This window comes from Bradyrhizobium nivariense (assembly GCF_029846695.2).
GTDB lineage: Bacteria > Pseudomonadota > Alphaproteobacteria > Rhizobiales > Xanthobacteraceae > Bradyrhizobium.
In genome coordinates this window covers 27953-42517 of record NZ_JARWCR020000013.1, presented here as the reverse complement: position 1 = coordinate 42517, position 14565 = coordinate 27953, and the positions used below count along the sequence as shown (strand labels likewise).

The following is a 14565-nucleotide window of genomic DNA, read 5'->3' as shown; positions in this document are numbered from 1 at the left end:
GCCCACCTTCGCCCGTCAGGCTTCGGCGCGGCAACCTGCCTCGCTTCGCGAGCGCAGGCTGGTGGGCGGTCACGGATTCGAACCGCGGACCCTCTCGGTGTAAACGAGGGCATATTCGGTTTCACTCCGTTTCAACCGTATCCATCCGGTGTGCATAACCGACCAGATTCATTGCGTTTTTCGTCCTGGAACGTATCATCGCATTTCAGGGCAACACAACAGTAATCGCGTCATTTTGCTACCCGGTGTTACCCGAAAGGCTTCACCATGGCGCGCGCTGCACTCACGGCCCTTTCTGTCCAGAAGATCAAACGGCCGGCTTCCAAGACCGCTCGCGCAGAGCGATATGACGCGATCGTGCCTGGCTTCGGATGCCGCGTCACTTCGGAAGGCAACAGGTCGTGGATCTTCGTCTACAACTCTCCCACGCAGAACAAGCGGCGCCGCTACACCATCGGGGCCGTCGACTTCGACAATCCGGACGGCAAGTCGACATTCGATCTCGAGCAAGCCCGCGCCAAGGCGGCGGAACTCCGTCGAATGGTCAAAGGCCAATGTGATCCGGCCGACGAGCGGGACAAATCAGACGATGCGGCTGCGGCCACAGCGAAGGCACAACAGCAGGAAGCAAACCGGCCGACCTTCGCGATCGTCGCAGAGACCTATAAGGCCCGCGAGCTTAGCCGGAAACGCCGCGGCGCCGAGCTCGGACGCATCATCGATCGGGAACTGATCGGACCGTGGGGCAATAAAGCCGCCGTCGACATCACATCAATCGATGTGGAGGAGCGCATTCTGGCGCTAGTCAATGCCGGCAAACCCGAAGCCGCTCGCAAGCTTCTCGAAGTCATCCGCCAAATCTTCGATTGGGCAATGGCTCACCCATCTTACCGGCTTGACCGGTCGCCTGCTGATCGAATGAACGCAATGAAATTGATCGGCAAGAAAGTGAAGCGCAAGCGCATCCTTTCGGATGACGAGCTCCGAGGGGCATGGCGCGCAGCAGGCCGGATGGGCTATCCGTTCGGCGACATGGTCAAGGTGCTGATGTTGACGGCGCTTCGTCGCAATGAAGCCGCTGAGGCTCATCGGTCCGAATTCGAGATTGGGCGTAGGCTTTGGACCATCCCGGCCGAGCGCATGAAGGGCGAGGAGGATGAGAGCGGCCCTCACACCGTGCCGCTTTGCGCTGATCTGCTGGCCATCATCGAGGGGCTGCCCCGCTTTAATGGTGGCGATTTCCTGTTTAGTACAGGGGACGGCGCGGAGCCAATTTCCGGGTTCTCAAAGATGAAGCGCCGTTTCGACAAGCTCATGTTGGAGGAGTTGCGCAAGATTGGCACCGTGAACAGTGACGCTTCGCTGCTGGCTCGCGTTGCCGAAATTGAAACCGCGATGGGCAAGCTCAGTCGGGCCCAGGGCGAGGAGCGCAAAAAGATTGTAGCTGATCTCAAGCGACTTTGGTTCGTCCTCCACGACGTAAGGCGCACAGTGCGAACCCATCTTTCAGCGTTGCCCGTTCCCGAGCTAGTCCGCGAGCTGATCCTCGCCCATGCGAAGCCTGAGCTTCACAAAATTTATGACCAGTGGGCGTATGCCGACGAGAAGCGCGAAGCATTGGAGCTTTGGGCTGCACGGCTCAAGGGCATCGTCGAGCCTCCCAGTGCGCCGGCCGATAACGTCTTTGCGCTGCGGGCTTAAACATGAGAGCCCCGACTCCAAGCTTCCGCGATCAGCTTTCCCATGTCCGCCGGCAGGTTGCATCTGAGGAACAGACCGAAAAGCGCGTTTTCGAGTTGGCCGTCATCGATAGATGGTCGGAACACGCAGCTGCAAATGAAGCTTGGGAAGCAATCGATCGGGCAGCAACTTCCGACGGAAGTCCTTATCTGGAGCCCGTCGATCTTATCGCCTGGGTCCTCGAAAAAGGGTGGGAGCACCACCGACTCGTGACGGAGATCGTCCCTCAATCGAAGGCCCTCGAAGATAGGGCCGTGTCGCAGGCAGAAAAGAATTGGAGAACCGCACGCAATGGCGATCCCAACTTCGGGATTCTCGCCGGCATCCAAAACAAGCTAGCAAGAAATCAAGCCGCGATGCGGTTGCGAGTATTGGGACGGCAGCCGAACCCCAGAAAGCTGTTCATACTAGCTTGCCGCGAACTCTTCATTGCGAATTGCGGCCAACCGCTTGACCAGGTCACCGAGATACTTCTGTTCGCGGTATCTGGTGCCGAGCCGAAAACGAACGAGGTCCGGGACGCGCTCAAGGCATCGACACGGGCCGGTAGACACTCGGCAAAAACGTAGCCGTCCAGTGTCCCACTGAGACGGGCCGAACATGCCGTAGATGGGAAGACATCTGATTAACTGGGATGTCACACCATGAAAATCCTTCGCCGCCCCGAGATCGTTGACCGGTCCGGCCTCAGCTATCCCACCATCTGGCGCAAAATCCAGGCAGGCGCATTTCCCAAGCCCGTCCAGCTCGGCCCCAACTCGGTTGGCTGGGTTGAGGAGGAATTTGAGGCCTGGGCCGCTTCGCTGCCGCGTGGGCACATCAAGCTTGAACGTGAAGTCGCCTGAACGAGAAACGCCGCCCCTGACCGGGCGGCGCTCGTGTTTTCAGATCAGCAAATCGAGATCAGCAACATGCCCATACAGCAAATCGGAATCCCGCGTCAACGTCTGCCAAACCGTCGAGCTTCGGAGACGCTTTCCTTCGAGCACGTCGGCGCCACTTTCACCATGAGCGCCGGCTACTACAGCGACGGCCGGCTCGGCGAAATCTTCATCAACGCTGCTCATGCGAACAGCTTACTCGACGCGCTCGCATCCGACGCCGCGATAGCTCTTTCGTTCGCCCTACAGCACGGTGCCGACTTTGCGACGATCAAGCACGCCATGAAGCGCAACAGCCGTGGTGAACCCTCCTCGCCGATCGGCGCCGCACTCGACCAGGTGACGCTATGAGCGACGCCCCCAAGATCGTCGAGCCGATCGAGGTCGCGAAGTTTTGGAAGTCTGCTCGCAACCGGAAGCAGAGCATCGTGATGGCTATCCGGGAATTTGAAGGCCACACGTTCCTCGATTGCCGGCTTTTCGGCACGAACGCAGAGGGCCAGAGCGTTCCTACACAACGCGGTGTGACTGTCGGCATGGCTCGGTTGGAACAGTTCGCCGCGGGCGCTGCAAAGGCGATCGAGAAGGCCCGCGAACTGGGCCTGCTCAAGGACGGGGTGGACGAATGAACGCGCTTCGCAGCATGGCGGCGGCGCTCGGGGGTGACGTTGTCGGGCGCTCAATCCTTTGCCCCGGCCCAGGACATTCGCCGCGCGACCGCTCGCTCAGCGTCAGCTTGGCGCCCACAGATCCCGACGGCTTCATTGTGCACAGCCACGCCGGCGACGACTGGCGGCCGTGCCGCGAACATGTGTTGCAGCGGCTTGGTCGCGCCGCTCGCAGCGAGCCAGTGAAACGCCAGCGCGCCGTTACAGTAACAGCGCCGCGTAACGAAGGTGGCATGGCACAGGCGCTTTGGCGCGAAGCCGTCGAGCCGCGGGGGACGCTCGTCCAGCGCTATGTCGAAGGCCGCCGCCTCGAGCTTTTCGAGGACGTGGCAAACCGGGTGGTGCGCTTCCATCCATCTTGCCCGTTCGGGCCCGGTGTCCGCCACCCCTGCATGCTCGTTGCGTTTCGGTCGGTCGCCGACGACGGGCTGCAGGCGATCCACCGCACGGCGCTGGATCCCGACGCAAAGAAGATCGGCCGGAAAATGCTCGGCCCCGTGGCTGGCGCGGCCATCAAGATCGATCCGGATGAAGACGTCGAGCAGGGCCTGACGATCGGCGAAGGCTTCGAGACCTGCCTTGCCGGGCGAATGCTGGGCTTTCGGCCGGTGTGGGCGCTCGGCTCGGCGACGGCAATCGGAACGTTTCCCGTGCTGGCCGGCATCGACGCGCTGACCATCCTCGCCGAAACCGACGACAGCGGCGCCAATGCGCAAGCGATCAAGAACTGCGGCAATCGTTGGGCCGCCGAACAGCGTGAAGTGATAGTCGCAACGCCGCGCGAAGCCGGTGACATGAACGACGCTGTGCAAACATGATCCTTTCCGCACCGACGGCGCGCGCGTCTGAGCTCGTCACGCTCGATCGCTTCCAGTCTGAGGAGCCACCGCTGCCTGGGGGGCCGGAGGACTACGGTCTGTCCTCGAACGCCCGCGCGGATCAGGCGCCGGATTCCGCGGCCGCGCTGAAACTGACCTACTTCGACGACTGCGGCGCCTTTGCGCGGAAACGCTGGATCTTCAAAGGCATCATCTCCCGGGGAGAAACGTCGGCATGGATTGCCCCGCCAGGCGCTGGCAAGTCCGCGCTGTTGACGGAGATTTCCGTGCACGCCGCCGCACAGATCGACTGGCGTGGCCACCGGGCGAAACAGGCCTGTGGTGTTGTGGTCTTTGCCCTCGAGCGGGCTGATCTCTTCAAGCGTCGATTGCAAGTTTACCACCTCCGCGACGGCCTCAAGGCCCTCCCGATCGCGGTGGCGGACGCGGTGATCGATCTGCTCAATCCGAATTGCGTCGACACCATCGTTTCGACCGTGCGCCAGGCCGAGGAGCAGTTTGGTGGCGATGTCGGGCTGATCATTATCGACACCTATGCGAAGGGGATCGCCGCGAATGGAGGGGACGAGGACAAGGCAAAGGATCAGAACCGGGCCGCAGCGAACCTGAGGACCGTCCACAGCCGGCTTGATCTGCACATCGCGCTCGTGGGCCACACCGGCAAGGACGAGACCCGAGGCGCCCGCGGCAGCAATGCGCACGTCGGCGATGTCGACGTTATGGTGCAGATCAGCGGCGATGCGACCAAGGTGGCCCAGGTCATCAAGGGCAACGACCAGCCCGAACGCGTGGTTGCCCAGTTCAGGCTGGAACCCTTCGAACTCGGCCGGGACGAGGATGGCGACCCGATCACCACCGCGATCGTATCAACCGACGCGATCGACGCACAAGCTGCCCCAAAGCAGCGCGAACCAAAGCTCACGGCCAATCAAAAGACCCTGTTCGCCATGCTGCACGATGCCGGCAAATCCGGGCTGCTCACCGAGGACTGGAACACGCTGGCCCGTGCCGCTGGCATTGGCTGCTATCGCCGCGCCGACCTCACCGACATCAGGAATGCGCTCAAGACCAAAGGCCTCATCAGGGAGATGGGAGATCGCTGGACCGTCGACCACTGATGTTCGGATGATGTTCGGACGGACGGCCCTCTTATAGAGGGGCCGAACCGAACCGAACACCGAACATCGCGAAACCCGAACCGAACCGAACACGAACCGAACACCCCGAACATGAGAGACAGGTCATGGAAAGCACCACGTTCTTCCCTTCCACTGTAGATATTCCCTCCGGCTCGCCCACCTACCAGCATCAACAGCATCAGTCACGAGAGCACCTCGCTGAGCACGATAGCTTCCGTGAGTCAGATCAATGGGTTAGCTGCAATCCCTGCAGTTCGGGTAGCGTCGGGGTAGCAGTTCGCATCGATCATTCGGCAGATCACCAGCCAGATTGCGATCGCGTTTCAGAAATTGATGCCGTGGGGCGAAATTCCCGAGCTCTGCCCCGAATTCATTGCACGGCTCCCTACGCGGCGGCGCCCTCCAGACCTTGTTCGGATTTTCCCGGTGCGTTGCTGCCATCTGATACCCCGCGCACCTTCCCGCCGAACATTTCGGAGGCGTGACATGAAGCGTGAGAAGGTGACATTCGAGACGGAGCCGGAGATCAAGGCCGCGCTGGAGACCTGGGCCCGCGAAGAGGACCGGAGCGTCGGCAGTCTGCTGCGCAGGATCGTCGATCAGGCGGCTCAGGAGCGCCGTGCAGCGGCAGCGGCGCGAGGGGTCGCCTGATGGCGCGCGCGAAACAGAAGGCCGTCGCTGCGCCGGCAAAGCCTGATTGGGGGCAACTCGGGCCGGCGATGCGGGCGCTGCCGAATGACCAGTGGCGGGCGTTCTGCCACCAGCTGGTGACTGGCAAGCCCGGCCACGGCCGCTACGCGCGCGCGGCGCGGGCCGCCGGCTTTGGCAAGGACTCCACCACGACGAACGTGGCGAAGATCGCGTGGCGCCTCGCGCACGACGAGCGGATGCTTGCTGCGATCGCCGAGGAGAGCCGGAAGTACCTCCGGGGCAGTCATCCGGAGGCCGTGGCGGCGCTGCTCGCCATGATCCGCAACTCGGGGCACCGCGACCACGGACGGGCCGTGTTGTCCCTGCTCGAGCGCACCGACCCGGTCGTCACCAAGCAAACCATCGACATCACGCACCGGGTCGTCGACCCCGACCAGGAAGCGCTCGAGGAGCTGCGCGCGCTGCGGCAGTTGGGCGTCTCACGCGAGAAGATGGTCGAGACCTTCGGCGGCAACGGTCTGGCACGGCTGGAGCGTCTGGAGGCGGCCGACATGGCCCGGCGGGCCAGTGAAGCGAAACTGATCGAAGGCAATTTGATAGAGGTGGAAAACAATGGCTGAGGATGTTCCAGACCCGCAGGCGTTGATCCGCCTCGCCCGGCAGACGTTATCGTCGTCCGAGCGCCGCAAAAAATATCGGAGGATCGACTTCCTCGACGCCAGCTATTGGTATCCGAGCCAGAAGGCATTCTTCCTGGCCGGATCCAGCGGTGTGCACCAGCGGCTGATCTATGGTGGCAACCAGTCGGGCAAAACTCTGTCCGCCGCCTTTGAGGTCGCGCTGCACATGACCGGCGACTATCCGTTTTGGTGGACCGGCAAGCGCTTCGACAAGCCAATCCGTGTTTGGGCCGTCGGCGAATCCGGGCAGCTGGTCCGGGACACGCTGCAGAAGAAGCTCTGCGGCGACGATGAGTTTGGCACCGGGATGATCCCGCTCGAGAGCTTCGCCAAGCGCCCCGTGATGGTCCCCGGCGGCACCGGCGCGGTCGACACCATGTTTGTCGCGCACCAGACCGACGGGGTTGCCGATGGCACCTCCAGCTTGACGTATAAAAGCTTCGAGATGCGGCGCGAGAAGCTGCAGGGCGAGTCTGTCGATGTCATTTGGATCGACGAGCGGCCGGGCGAGGACATCTATTCCGAGCTCCTGGCCCGGACCAGTGCGACCGACGGTCATCTGATCGTCAGCTATACGCCCGTCGGTGATGGTGCGGCGGCCGGCGTGACCTACAAGTTTTTGTCCGAGCCGTCTTCGGATCGTGCCGTCTTCCGCATCCCGAGCGCCGAGGTGAAGCACATCTCGGAGGCACGCCGCGAGGAGCTTTCCTCCGGTTATTCCGAGCATGAACGCGAAGCCCGCATCGAAGGCACCCCACAGCTGGGCGCCGGTCCTATTTTCCCGATCGAGCTCCTGCCGACCATTTCGAAGAGCTTCAATCCCGACACCGACATTCCGACCTACGCTCGCTGGTGCGTCGGCATCGATTTCGGTTATGGGCATCCATTTGCCGCAGCGTTGATCGCCTGGGCGCACGACACCGGCCAAGTCTGGTTGGTCGATTCATTCCGAATGGAGCGCAGTTCGGCGCTCTACCATGTCCAGCGCATTCACGCGATGACCCGGGGCCTGCGCATCCCTGTGGCCTGGCCGCACGATGGATCGCAACACGACAAGGGCTCAGGCCTTCCGCTCGCCGATCAGTACAAGAATTTCGGCGCCAACATGATGCCGAGCCATGCCGTCAATCATGGCACAAAGACCAATGCCGTCGAGCCAGCGCTCGCCGAGATCCGTGAGCTGATGTTTCTGGGCAAGCTCACGATTGCGATCCACAACGGCGAGCTTTTCGAGGAGATGCGCAACTATCACCGGGACGAGAATTTCCGGGTCGTGAAACAGCGCGATGACCTGGTGTCGGCCATGCGCTACGCGGTGATGATGCGCCGGAGGGGCAAGCCGCTATCGGAGTGCGATGGGGTTGGCTATGGCGGCTATTCCACCACAGGCCAGCGCCAAACCCTCGGGAACGCGCCCCAGATAGCGCGCGGGCTCGATTTCGACGTCTTTACGGGGGAGTGAGCGCAGCGATGCTAGGCGACGCCGTCCGCTCAATGCCCGACATCGTCCAGGTTTTCCGGGAGCGCATCCGCGCGCTCGGCATCACCTATGCGACGGTCGACTCGATAGCCGGGATTGCTGATGGCCTGACAGCCAAAATGCTGAGCGAGCCGCCGCAGAAGGCGATGGGTGCGAGAACCATGGTGCTGATCGCCGGCGCGCTCGGCATCTGCTTCGTTCCGATCGTTGATCACCAACAGGCTGCGCTCGTGCAAGGCCGGTGGACCAAGCGGAGGCGATTCTCTTCCGACAAACCTGCACTTCAGTGCGTTGCTGGTTCTGCGATGCCGGGCGATGCTCGGAACATCGAACGGAGACATCTTCATGTCGAGCGAACTAAAACAAGTGAGCGTGCGGTTTGAGCCAGAGCTGCACCAGCGTCTTCGGGACGCTGCGGATCGTGATCGCAGGCCGCTGGCAAGCCTGATCCGTAAAATCTGCGCCGAAGCCACGGTGAGCACCGAGGAGCGGTCTCATGCAGCCTAGTGCACGCGCAAACGACGTCGCTGGCCGGTTGGAAGACGCACGCCGTCGGTTGGTCGCCATCAATGCGGAGATCGGCGACCTTGTCGCCCAGCCCGGGGGCGGCGAGAAGCGGCTGGCGGTGCTGCGCCGTGACAAGGCAGAGGCCAGGGAGGCTGTGGACGAGCTCGAGGCCGCGTATGGGGTGGCACTTCGCCAAGATGCCCAGGCCGAAATCGCCCAGCAGGCAGCAGCTCGCGATCGGCAATTCCAGGAGTTTGCCGCTGCCGCGGAAGAATGGACCAAGGTCGGCGTTGAGCTGTCCGAACTGATCGAGAAGGCGGCGAAGCTGCGCGTCAATCTCGGGACGCTGGCCGAGGACATGCAGCACAAATTTCCCACGGGGCTCGTTGCGCACGCGCTCGACTTCAAAACGGTCGACGTCCTGGTGGGCGGTGTCGCGAACCCCATCCACATTGATGCACTCTTGGCCGGCGAGGCGTTCCGGAGCGGCATGCCGAATGCCTTCTTGCCCGGCGCGCGTCCACCGCACGCAATGTTGGCCTACGACCGGCCTTCGATCGAGCCTGCAGCGATCGCTTTCCAGCGATCTGGTGCTTACTTCGTCCGCCTTCTGCGCGAGGCGTTCAAAACTCACACCTCAGAGGCAGCATGATGGACCAGATCCAGGCACCAGCGACCGCGGTCGAAGCCCGCGCCCAGATTGACGCGCTCACGATGAACGCGGAATTCGGCTCAAAGCTTCTATCCGGTGACGTCGCAGCGACGCAGCAGTGGAATGATTTGCATAGCGTACTGGGAAAGGGCGGTGACGAGATCGAGAACGCCATGAACGGCGTGGTCCTCGGCGCCGACATGATCCCGGATGGCGACTCCAAGCGGCTCGCTGAGGGCGCCTCATGGATGCGAACCCTGGGCCTTTCTGATGGCGTGGTGCGTGAAGCGCTGGAAGGCGCCGGCGTCAGCAAGGAAGAGTATCGTGCGGTTTCGGACTGGAAGTCCCGCCACATGAATGATCCCGCTTTCTCGAAGCGTTTTCTGTCGAATGACGCTGAGGCCGTTCGCCTGATGACGACGGCAAACGTGGTGATCGCGGGCGGCATCAAGGGCGAAAAGAAAGGATTTTGAACATGATCGGATATGAGATCGACCTCATCGACCCTAAGACCAATGAGGAGCGGCAAATCACCGTGTCTGTCACTCCCCAGCAACGCGCGCAGGCGTTGTGTAGCAGCGATTGGATGCGCGTGATCCAGGATATCGCGCGACCGCTGATCCCGGCCGGCTTCTTGCCGATCGGCAATCGCGTCCGCATTCTTCAGTGAACAGGAGCACGAATTCATGGCCGTTATCTCATCTGAAAATCGAACTCATGCGGGCTCGTGCGTCGATAGCGAAATGACGCGGCAGGGCGCCGTCGCTGCAGCCTACGCCGCTGGCGGCGGAAGCGCGGCCATCGCTGCAGCAATCAAGACTGCGGAGATCGCGCACTACCGCCGGATCATTGCGTCCTGCAAGGCGAATGGTCTGCCGTTCAACAACTTCACTCCGGCGCTTGTCGACCTCGGCACCGGCGGAGCATGAACGCCGGTTAGGAATTAAGAGAGCTCCAAGGCACGTTGAGCGCCTTTCATCCAGGCTTGGTGGTTCGCCTGGGGAGACTGAACCACCGCCAATTTACGTACCGCGTAGACGCCCCGCGAAAGCGACAAGGCAGAAAGGAGAAGGCGGCCCCCCGATGAGGATAAGGCCGAAGTTGAGATGCTCGCCGGGCAGCGGCCGCGTCAATTTTGGCTCCTCATCATGATCGCCCCGTACCTGAAGAGGCTCGCGCCGGCTCTTCGCGCTGCTCGCCTATCTACCCTCGCTTTCCATTGCCCAGACCTATCCCACCGTTCCGTCCGGCACCGTGATCGGGCGAACCCAGGCGGGAACGGGCCCGGCGCAGGCGATCCCTTTCTCGACATTGATCGCCTTGATGCTGCAATCGAGCCTCACGATCCCGACCATCAACACGAGCACGGTGATCTACACGGGCTCGACCAGCGGCCAAGCCACAGTCGGCGCCCAAGCGGTTGCGGGCACGCCAAGCATCAAATGGCCGACCACGTCCGGCACTGTCCCGACCACGGCGACCACGCCGATCCTGCTGGATGCCGTCACGGGCGTCATCAGTTGCCCGACCTGTGCGACCAGCACCGCCGCTGCATCGCCGATCGTGGCTTCGCGCGCGCTGGCGCAGACGCTCAATCTGTCGTCCTTCACGGGCCTAGTGACGGTGGGCTATGCCGCCTCTGGCGATGGCGGAGGCGCGACCTTCAAGAAAATCACGTCCGGCAACTTTATTGACAGCTTTGTTGCGACTGGGTCGGTGTCGGCTGCTGGAACGTGCAGTACAAACGGGACTTTCTACGGAGTGTCTCCGACCGGTGGCACGGGTGGAAAGCTGCAAGGCATCGTCGTCATTGCAGGCGGCGTGATGACGAGCTTCACCCCGACAGGATCGAAGGGGAACGCGTACACTGCCGGCAACGCGTTGACCATTCCGAACGGTTCGTACAACGGCTCAACGCTGACATGTTCGGTTTCACCGCAGTGGACGGTTGCGACGGTCACGACCCCGAGCGCAAGTTTTACGGACAGCGTCGGTACAAAATTCCAGTATGTCGTTGATAATGGCAACTTCCCAAACGTCCGGCAGTTTGGCGCCAAGCTGGATCGCGCCGGCAAGGCCAACGACGGCTTGGCAACCAATGACCAAGCCGCGGTACAGAATGCACTGAATTTCACCGGCTATGGCGTTAGCAATGTCGATACCGGCGGGTACGCAGGCGGCAAAGTCATCGTCCCGGCCGGGACAGCTTTGATCTGCAATGGGCTCATGGTGCCGTTTAGCGTCAAGCTCAGCGGAGTTTCAAATTCGGGGACTACGCTTAAGCAGTGCGACGCGGGACGCTTCCACGCAACAGTTCATCACGCTCGGCGACCCCCAGAACCACCAGACGGCGCACTTTGTTGGCATTGAGCGCATGACGTTGTTTGGCGCAAATGCCGCCATTTCTGGCACCGTGGCCATGGTGTACAGCAACAGCACGAATAGCGACGATGCGATCGTCGACGTTTCCATATATCCGATTTACCGCGCTTGCGTGTACACGGAAACGGGATACGGCGGCGCTAGTATCTTTCACATTCGTCAGATGTACTGCGTCCCAAATTCGAGCGTGACGCCTTTCGGCGTGTCGTTGAATGGCGCAGCTAACAATGTCATAGACGGCGGGACTTGGTTCAGCGCGGGCGGCCCGGTTTGGGGCGGTCAAGCCATACTTCAAAACACCAACGGCCCCGCGGTAGTGAACCGTTTCGTTGACGTCCATTGCGAAAACGTAACCGTATGCGCGTATATCAACACGCCGGCCGGCGGTAACGGTCTCATGACGTACATCAGCGGCATGGTTGGCAATGCTACGGTCGTGGATTTGATACAGCGCGTTACGGGCAGCGCCGCCAATCAATTGAAAGTCGAGTTGATCGGCAGCAACGGCTCTAACTGCACCGTACGCAGCGCGGGTACGTGCGTGGCTACCGGCAACATCATCGATGTTACGAAATACTAGCGGATAGGATCCCGGCAATCTGCTCGGGTGGGCTTCGTTCTAGCGCGGGGCTGATTGTGATTGTTCAGCCGCCTGGCATTACCGCCGGGCGGCCGCGCACCATCGGTCCGGAGCCGGTGCGGCAGATCGAGCATGAGCGAAGCTCAACCGGGATCTGAAGTATGGTCGCGGTTTGCGCGATCGCGAACGCGCTCGGCCCATTGGGCAATCGCACTTTTGGCTTTCCGTTTTGCCTTAACCCCACGCGCTGCGGCATCCACCATGGCGATATCGGCGGCGTTTGCGATTCGAGATCGGCGGCTAAAGAGCCAGCCTAATCCCAAACAGACGGCGACCCCTCCGACTGTAAGCATTGTCATCTGCGTTCGGCGATCCAGATCTCGTCGCTCCTCGAATTCACGCTGTGCGCGCGCCAACTCCTCCGCACTCACCTCGCGGCGCAATCCGAATGCTGGCTCGTTTGGGACATCGATGGCGGCCAATGTAATCCTCCCGATATCGGCATCGTCTGTAACTGTCTGGAGCGGAGGTCGACTAGCTCAGTCTATTGCAAATGCTTTTCCTTCCTCCGAAACCCGCTCCATGAAGGTCAACGCTGCCTTGGCTACAGCTTGGGCGTTGTTTTCAGTCCAAGGTTTCCCCGAATGCACGGTTGGCGGATCATAGAGGCGGCCGCTGTTTATTACTGGATGAAGTATCGCATTTGCAGGATTGAACTGGACTTTGGCATTTTCGCCTTCGATCCGTAGCACGCCGTCTGCCGCCGCCATCTTTTTGATCGTCACGGACTCGCCAGCCCTGATTGGATCAATGGTTATAGATGCGTCTGTCGGCGCAGCAATTTTCTCCAAGCCATGTTCGTCGGCATGTCGGGCTTGATGAACGTACTGCATTAGGTCGTCGGTCTTCCTTTCGTGCTTTACTCGACCAAACCAAGCCGCGCTTTCCCCCTCTGTCGTGGCCGCTGCGAGCTTAGAAAAGAAGCGCTGTGAGTGAGACAAAAAATCCGTCCACGTCTTCTCGATCTGTTCGGGCGTTGTAGTACGGCTCATTTCGGAAATCAGAGCGCGGCATCGCTCGAGCGATTGTTGAGTGGCGTCGAAATCTTTTCTTTTCATTGAGGTTATCCTTGCTACCAAGCGGTAGCGAAGCGCAACCGAAGGGCGAGCGCAAGGGGATGCGGCAATGTCAGACGCCGGTAAGGATGTATTTTGCTGCGCGTCCGGCAAGCCACGCACACCCGCCGAAGCCTGCAAAAAACGCTACAGCAAACCAAGCCTCTGGATCAATCCTGCGCATGATAATGATCAACGAAACAAGAATGGCAGCGATCTCGCAAAGGGAGGCGATTGCGAGGCCGGACCAGTAGAGAACGTTTCCCAGGCGACCGATCATTTCCCTTTCGCCTTCAGCCCGAGCTCGATCAGCCGGCGGATTGCCTCGGGGCGTGAGGGAGGCTCTGCTTGCCTCGCGATCCAAGCGTCTAACGCATCAAACTGTGTGGCTTCAAAGCGCACAAGCACGCCATCGCGCCGACCACCGGTCGACGGGCGTCCGCGCCCTTTTTTAGGGATATCCCGAATTGACTTGCGCATGAATATAGGATATCCGAAAATCAGGCCGAGAGGAAGCGCCAACTTCCATCTCGGCCCTAACCTCGATCATAGAAGGGTAATTCAAGATGACCAAGGCTGACAGCGTGCATAGCACGCCACCCCTAAGCTCGTCTTCAAACAACATCATCGATCTATCCGCCGCGCGCGCTCAGGCTACTTCTGCCGCCACCCCGCCTCCGGAGAACGTCGCCGAGGTCAAGCGGCTGCCGTATGAAGTTACCCGACGAATTCATTCACGGAAGCCGCGGAGGTCAAAGAACGGCACGCCGGAAGAACGGGCAGCAAAGGCGGCGGCATCGGCCGCATTGCCATCGGCGACAATCATCGAATTGCAACGCCCTCCAAAGCGCGCGTTGTTGCAGCAGGAATTTGAGGCGAAGCTCAATGAACTGGATCCGCTCGGGCGCAAATATATCGAGGGCTATATGCAGGCCCTACTCGATCAGCGGGGGCTGCGATGAGGGAAGATCAAGAGAAGGTGCGGGCAAATTACAAAGCCCGAATGAGACGGCGGATCGACATGATAGCGGCCGACTATGGCGTACCCGAAGCGGAAGTCGCAAAGGTGAGAGGGCGACTCAAGCACTATGATCTGCTGTGCTTCGCCGAAAAGTACCGCATCAGCCTCGACTGGCTGATCTGCGGCGACCTGAAGGGGCTTGTTCGAATGATCGTCGCGAGGCGAACATGAACCGCAGGCTCAGGATCCACCGAACGCGCGACCGGCAGCGGCTGATAACGCACCGCCGG

Annotated in this window: 22 protein-coding genes; 19 read left to right on the top strand and 3 right to left on the bottom strand. The window is 61.1% G+C overall.

What is annotated here, in order from left to right:
- The first annotated feature begins 267 nt into the window (after nt 1-267).
- The 17 genes from QCM77_RS13195 (at nt 268) to QCM77_RS13115 (ending at nt 12199) form a co-directional block, all read left to right on the top strand.
- Nucleotides 268-1701, top strand: a complete 1434-nt coding sequence (locus tag QCM77_RS13195) for a tyrosine-type recombinase/integrase (RefSeq protein WP_279683896.1) — start codon at nt 268-270, stop codon at nt 1699-1701.
- A gap of 2 nt (nt 1702-1703) precedes the next feature.
- Nucleotides 1704-2309, top strand: a complete 606-nt coding sequence (locus tag QCM77_RS13190; RefSeq protein ID WP_279683895.1) for a hypothetical protein — start codon at nt 1704-1706, stop codon at nt 2307-2309.
- A gap of 75 nt (nt 2310-2384) precedes the next feature.
- Nucleotides 2385-2585: a helix-turn-helix transcriptional regulator gene (locus QCM77_RS13185; protein ID WP_247409260.1), complete on the top strand. Its 201-nt coding sequence runs from the start codon at nt 2385-2387 to the stop codon at nt 2583-2585.
- A 33-nt stretch (nt 2586-2618) separates the two neighbouring features.
- On the top strand, nt 2619-2972 hold the full coding sequence (locus QCM77_RS13180) for a hypothetical protein (protein WP_279683892.1): 354 nt from the start codon (nt 2619-2621) through the stop codon (nt 2970-2972).
- Complete coding sequence (locus QCM77_RS13175; RefSeq protein WP_279683890.1) at nt 2969-3250, top strand: PC4/YdbC family ssDNA-binding protein; 282 nt, start codon at nt 2969-2971, stop codon at nt 3248-3250. The genes QCM77_RS13180 and QCM77_RS13175 overlap by 4 nt, the downstream gene beginning before the upstream one ends.
- A gap of 14 nt (nt 3251-3264) precedes the next feature.
- Nucleotides 3265-4107: a DUF7146 domain-containing protein gene (locus QCM77_RS13170; protein ID WP_279683888.1), complete on the top strand. Its 843-nt coding sequence runs from the start codon at nt 3265-3267 to the stop codon at nt 4105-4107.
- Nucleotides 4104-5246 (top strand): AAA family ATPase, encoded by a 1143-nt coding sequence (locus QCM77_RS13165; protein WP_279683886.1) that lies wholly within the window; start codon nt 4104-4106, stop codon nt 5244-5246. Before QCM77_RS13170 ends, QCM77_RS13165 begins: the two co-directional genes overlap by 4 nt.
- A 507-nt stretch (nt 5247-5753) precedes the next feature.
- On the top strand, nt 5754-5918 hold the full coding sequence (locus QCM77_RS13160) for a hypothetical protein (RefSeq protein WP_279683885.1): 165 nt from the start codon (nt 5754-5756) through the stop codon (nt 5916-5918).
- Nucleotides 5918-6538, top strand: a complete 621-nt coding sequence (locus tag QCM77_RS13155) for a hypothetical protein (RefSeq protein WP_279683884.1) — start codon at nt 5918-5920, stop codon at nt 6536-6538. The genes QCM77_RS13160 and QCM77_RS13155 overlap by 1 nt, the downstream gene beginning before the upstream one ends.
- Nucleotides 6531-8060 (top strand): terminase large subunit domain-containing protein, encoded by a 1530-nt coding sequence (locus tag QCM77_RS13150; RefSeq protein ID WP_279683882.1) that lies wholly within the window; start codon nt 6531-6533, stop codon nt 8058-8060. Before QCM77_RS13155 ends, QCM77_RS13150 begins: the two co-directional genes overlap by 8 nt.
- A 32-nt stretch (nt 8061-8092) precedes the next feature.
- Nucleotides 8093-8461 carry a hypothetical protein gene (locus QCM77_RS13145; RefSeq protein ID WP_279683881.1) on the top strand — a complete coding sequence of 123 codons (369 nt, stop codon included), beginning with the start codon at nt 8093-8095 and terminating at the stop codon, nt 8459-8461.
- 173 nt (nt 8462-8634) lie between these two features.
- A complete protein-coding gene (locus QCM77_RS13140; protein WP_279683880.1) occupies nt 8635-9237 on the top strand; it encodes a hypothetical protein in 603 nt (200 codons plus the stop codon).
- Between the two features lie 62 nt (nt 9238-9299).
- Nucleotides 9300-9710, top strand: coding sequence for a hypothetical protein (locus tag QCM77_RS13135; protein ID WP_511337196.1), 411 nt, complete (start codon nt 9300-9302; stop codon nt 9708-9710).
- 2 nt (nt 9711-9712) lie between these two features.
- Nucleotides 9713-9907 carry a hypothetical protein gene (locus tag QCM77_RS13130; protein WP_279683876.1) on the top strand — a complete coding sequence of 65 codons (195 nt, stop codon included), beginning with the start codon at nt 9713-9715 and terminating at the stop codon, nt 9905-9907.
- Nucleotides 9908-9980: 73 nt separating this feature from the next.
- Nucleotides 9981-10166 carry a hypothetical protein gene (locus QCM77_RS13125; protein ID WP_279683875.1) on the top strand — a complete coding sequence of 62 codons (186 nt, stop codon included), beginning with the start codon at nt 9981-9983 and terminating at the stop codon, nt 10164-10166.
- A gap of 382 nt (nt 10167-10548) precedes the next feature.
- Nucleotides 10549-11607 (top strand): pectate lyase family protein, encoded by a 1059-nt coding sequence (locus tag QCM77_RS13120; protein ID WP_279683874.1) that lies wholly within the window; start codon nt 10549-10551, stop codon nt 11605-11607.
- 4 nt (nt 11608-11611) lie between these two features.
- The gene (locus QCM77_RS13115; protein ID WP_279683873.1) at nt 11612-12199 is read left to right on the top strand and encodes a hypothetical protein; all 588 of its coding nucleotides are present in this window, start codon (nt 11612-11614) and stop codon (nt 12197-12199) included.
- Between the two features lie 143 nt (nt 12200-12342).
- On the opposite strand, the gene QCM77_RS13110 is transcribed toward QCM77_RS13115, so the two are convergent.
- From QCM77_RS13110 to QCM77_RS13100, 3 genes are all read right to left on the bottom strand, one after another.
- On the bottom strand, nt 12343-12681 hold the full coding sequence (locus QCM77_RS13110) for a hypothetical protein (RefSeq protein ID WP_279683872.1): 339 nt from the start codon (nt 12679-12681) through the stop codon (nt 12343-12345).
- A 57-nt stretch (nt 12682-12738) separates the two neighbouring features.
- Entirely contained in the window at nt 12739-13317 is a 579-nt protein-coding gene (locus QCM77_RS13105; RefSeq protein ID WP_279683871.1) for a hypothetical protein, read from the bottom strand.
- Between the two features lie 70 nt (nt 13318-13387).
- On the bottom strand, nt 13388-13594 hold the full coding sequence (locus tag QCM77_RS13100; protein ID WP_279683870.1) for a hypothetical protein: 207 nt from the start codon (nt 13592-13594) through the stop codon (nt 13388-13390).
- Between the two features lie 286 nt (nt 13595-13880).
- Between QCM77_RS13100 and QCM77_RS13095 the strand changes: the two genes are divergently transcribed.
- Nucleotides 13881-14276: a hypothetical protein gene (locus QCM77_RS13095; protein WP_279683869.1), complete on the top strand. Its 396-nt coding sequence runs from the start codon at nt 13881-13883 to the stop codon at nt 14274-14276.
- Nucleotides 14277-14317: 41 nt separating this feature from the next.
- Complete coding sequence (locus QCM77_RS13090; protein ID WP_511337195.1) at nt 14318-14506, top strand: hypothetical protein; 189 nt, start codon at nt 14318-14320, stop codon at nt 14504-14506.
- The last annotated feature ends 59 nt before the right edge of the window (nt 14507-14565 follow it).

What these genes read in the sequence shown, in the direction of transcription:
- QCM77_RS13130 (WP_279683876.1), top strand. Translation starts at nt 9,713, where the DNA reads ATGATCGGATATGAGATCGACCTCATCGACCCTAAGACCAATGAGGAG.
- QCM77_RS13095 (WP_279683869.1), top strand. Translation starts at nt 13,881, where the DNA reads ATGACCAAGGCTGACAGCGTGCATAGCACGCCACCCCTAAGCTCGTCT.
- QCM77_RS13170 (WP_279683888.1), top strand. Translation starts at nt 3,265, where the DNA reads ATGGCGGCGGCGCTCGGGGGTGACGTTGTCGGGCGCTCAATCCTTTGC.
- QCM77_RS13100 (WP_279683870.1), bottom strand. Translation starts at nt 13,594, where the DNA reads ATGATCGGTCGCCTGGGAAACGTTCTCTACTGGTCCGGCCTCGCAATC.
- QCM77_RS13175 (WP_279683890.1), top strand. Translation starts at nt 2,969, where the DNA reads ATGAGCGACGCCCCCAAGATCGTCGAGCCGATCGAGGTCGCGAAGTTT.
- QCM77_RS13105 (WP_279683871.1), bottom strand. Translation starts at nt 13,317, where the DNA reads ATGAAAAGAAAAGATTTCGACGCCACTCAACAATCGCTCGAGCGATGC.
- QCM77_RS13195 (WP_279683896.1), top strand. Translation starts at nt 268, where the DNA reads ATGGCGCGCGCTGCACTCACGGCCCTTTCTGTCCAGAAGATCAAACGG.
- QCM77_RS13165 (WP_279683886.1), top strand. Translation starts at nt 4,104, where the DNA reads ATGATCCTTTCCGCACCGACGGCGCGCGCGTCTGAGCTCGTCACGCTC.
- QCM77_RS13090 (WP_511337195.1), top strand. Translation starts at nt 14,318, where the DNA reads ATGAGACGGCGGATCGACATGATAGCGGCCGACTATGGCGTACCCGAA.
- QCM77_RS13160 (WP_279683885.1), top strand. Translation starts at nt 5,754, where the DNA reads ATGAAGCGTGAGAAGGTGACATTCGAGACGGAGCCGGAGATCAAGGCC.
- QCM77_RS13145 (WP_279683881.1), top strand. Translation starts at nt 8,093, where the DNA reads ATGCCCGACATCGTCCAGGTTTTCCGGGAGCGCATCCGCGCGCTCGGC.
- QCM77_RS13150 (WP_279683882.1), top strand. Translation starts at nt 6,531, where the DNA reads ATGGCTGAGGATGTTCCAGACCCGCAGGCGTTGATCCGCCTCGCCCGG.
- QCM77_RS13125 (WP_279683875.1), top strand. Translation starts at nt 9,981, where the DNA reads ATGACGCGGCAGGGCGCCGTCGCTGCAGCCTACGCCGCTGGCGGCGGA.
- QCM77_RS13155 (WP_279683884.1), top strand. Translation starts at nt 5,918, where the DNA reads ATGGCGCGCGCGAAACAGAAGGCCGTCGCTGCGCCGGCAAAGCCTGAT.
- QCM77_RS13135 (WP_511337196.1), top strand. Translation starts at nt 9,300, where the DNA reads ATGAACGCGGAATTCGGCTCAAAGCTTCTATCCGGTGACGTCGCAGCG.
- QCM77_RS13185 (WP_247409260.1), top strand. Translation starts at nt 2,385, where the DNA reads ATGAAAATCCTTCGCCGCCCCGAGATCGTTGACCGGTCCGGCCTCAGC.
- QCM77_RS13190 (WP_279683895.1), top strand. Translation starts at nt 1,704, where the DNA reads ATGAGAGCCCCGACTCCAAGCTTCCGCGATCAGCTTTCCCATGTCCGC.
- QCM77_RS13115 (WP_279683873.1), top strand. Translation starts at nt 11,612, where the DNA reads ATGACGTTGTTTGGCGCAAATGCCGCCATTTCTGGCACCGTGGCCATG.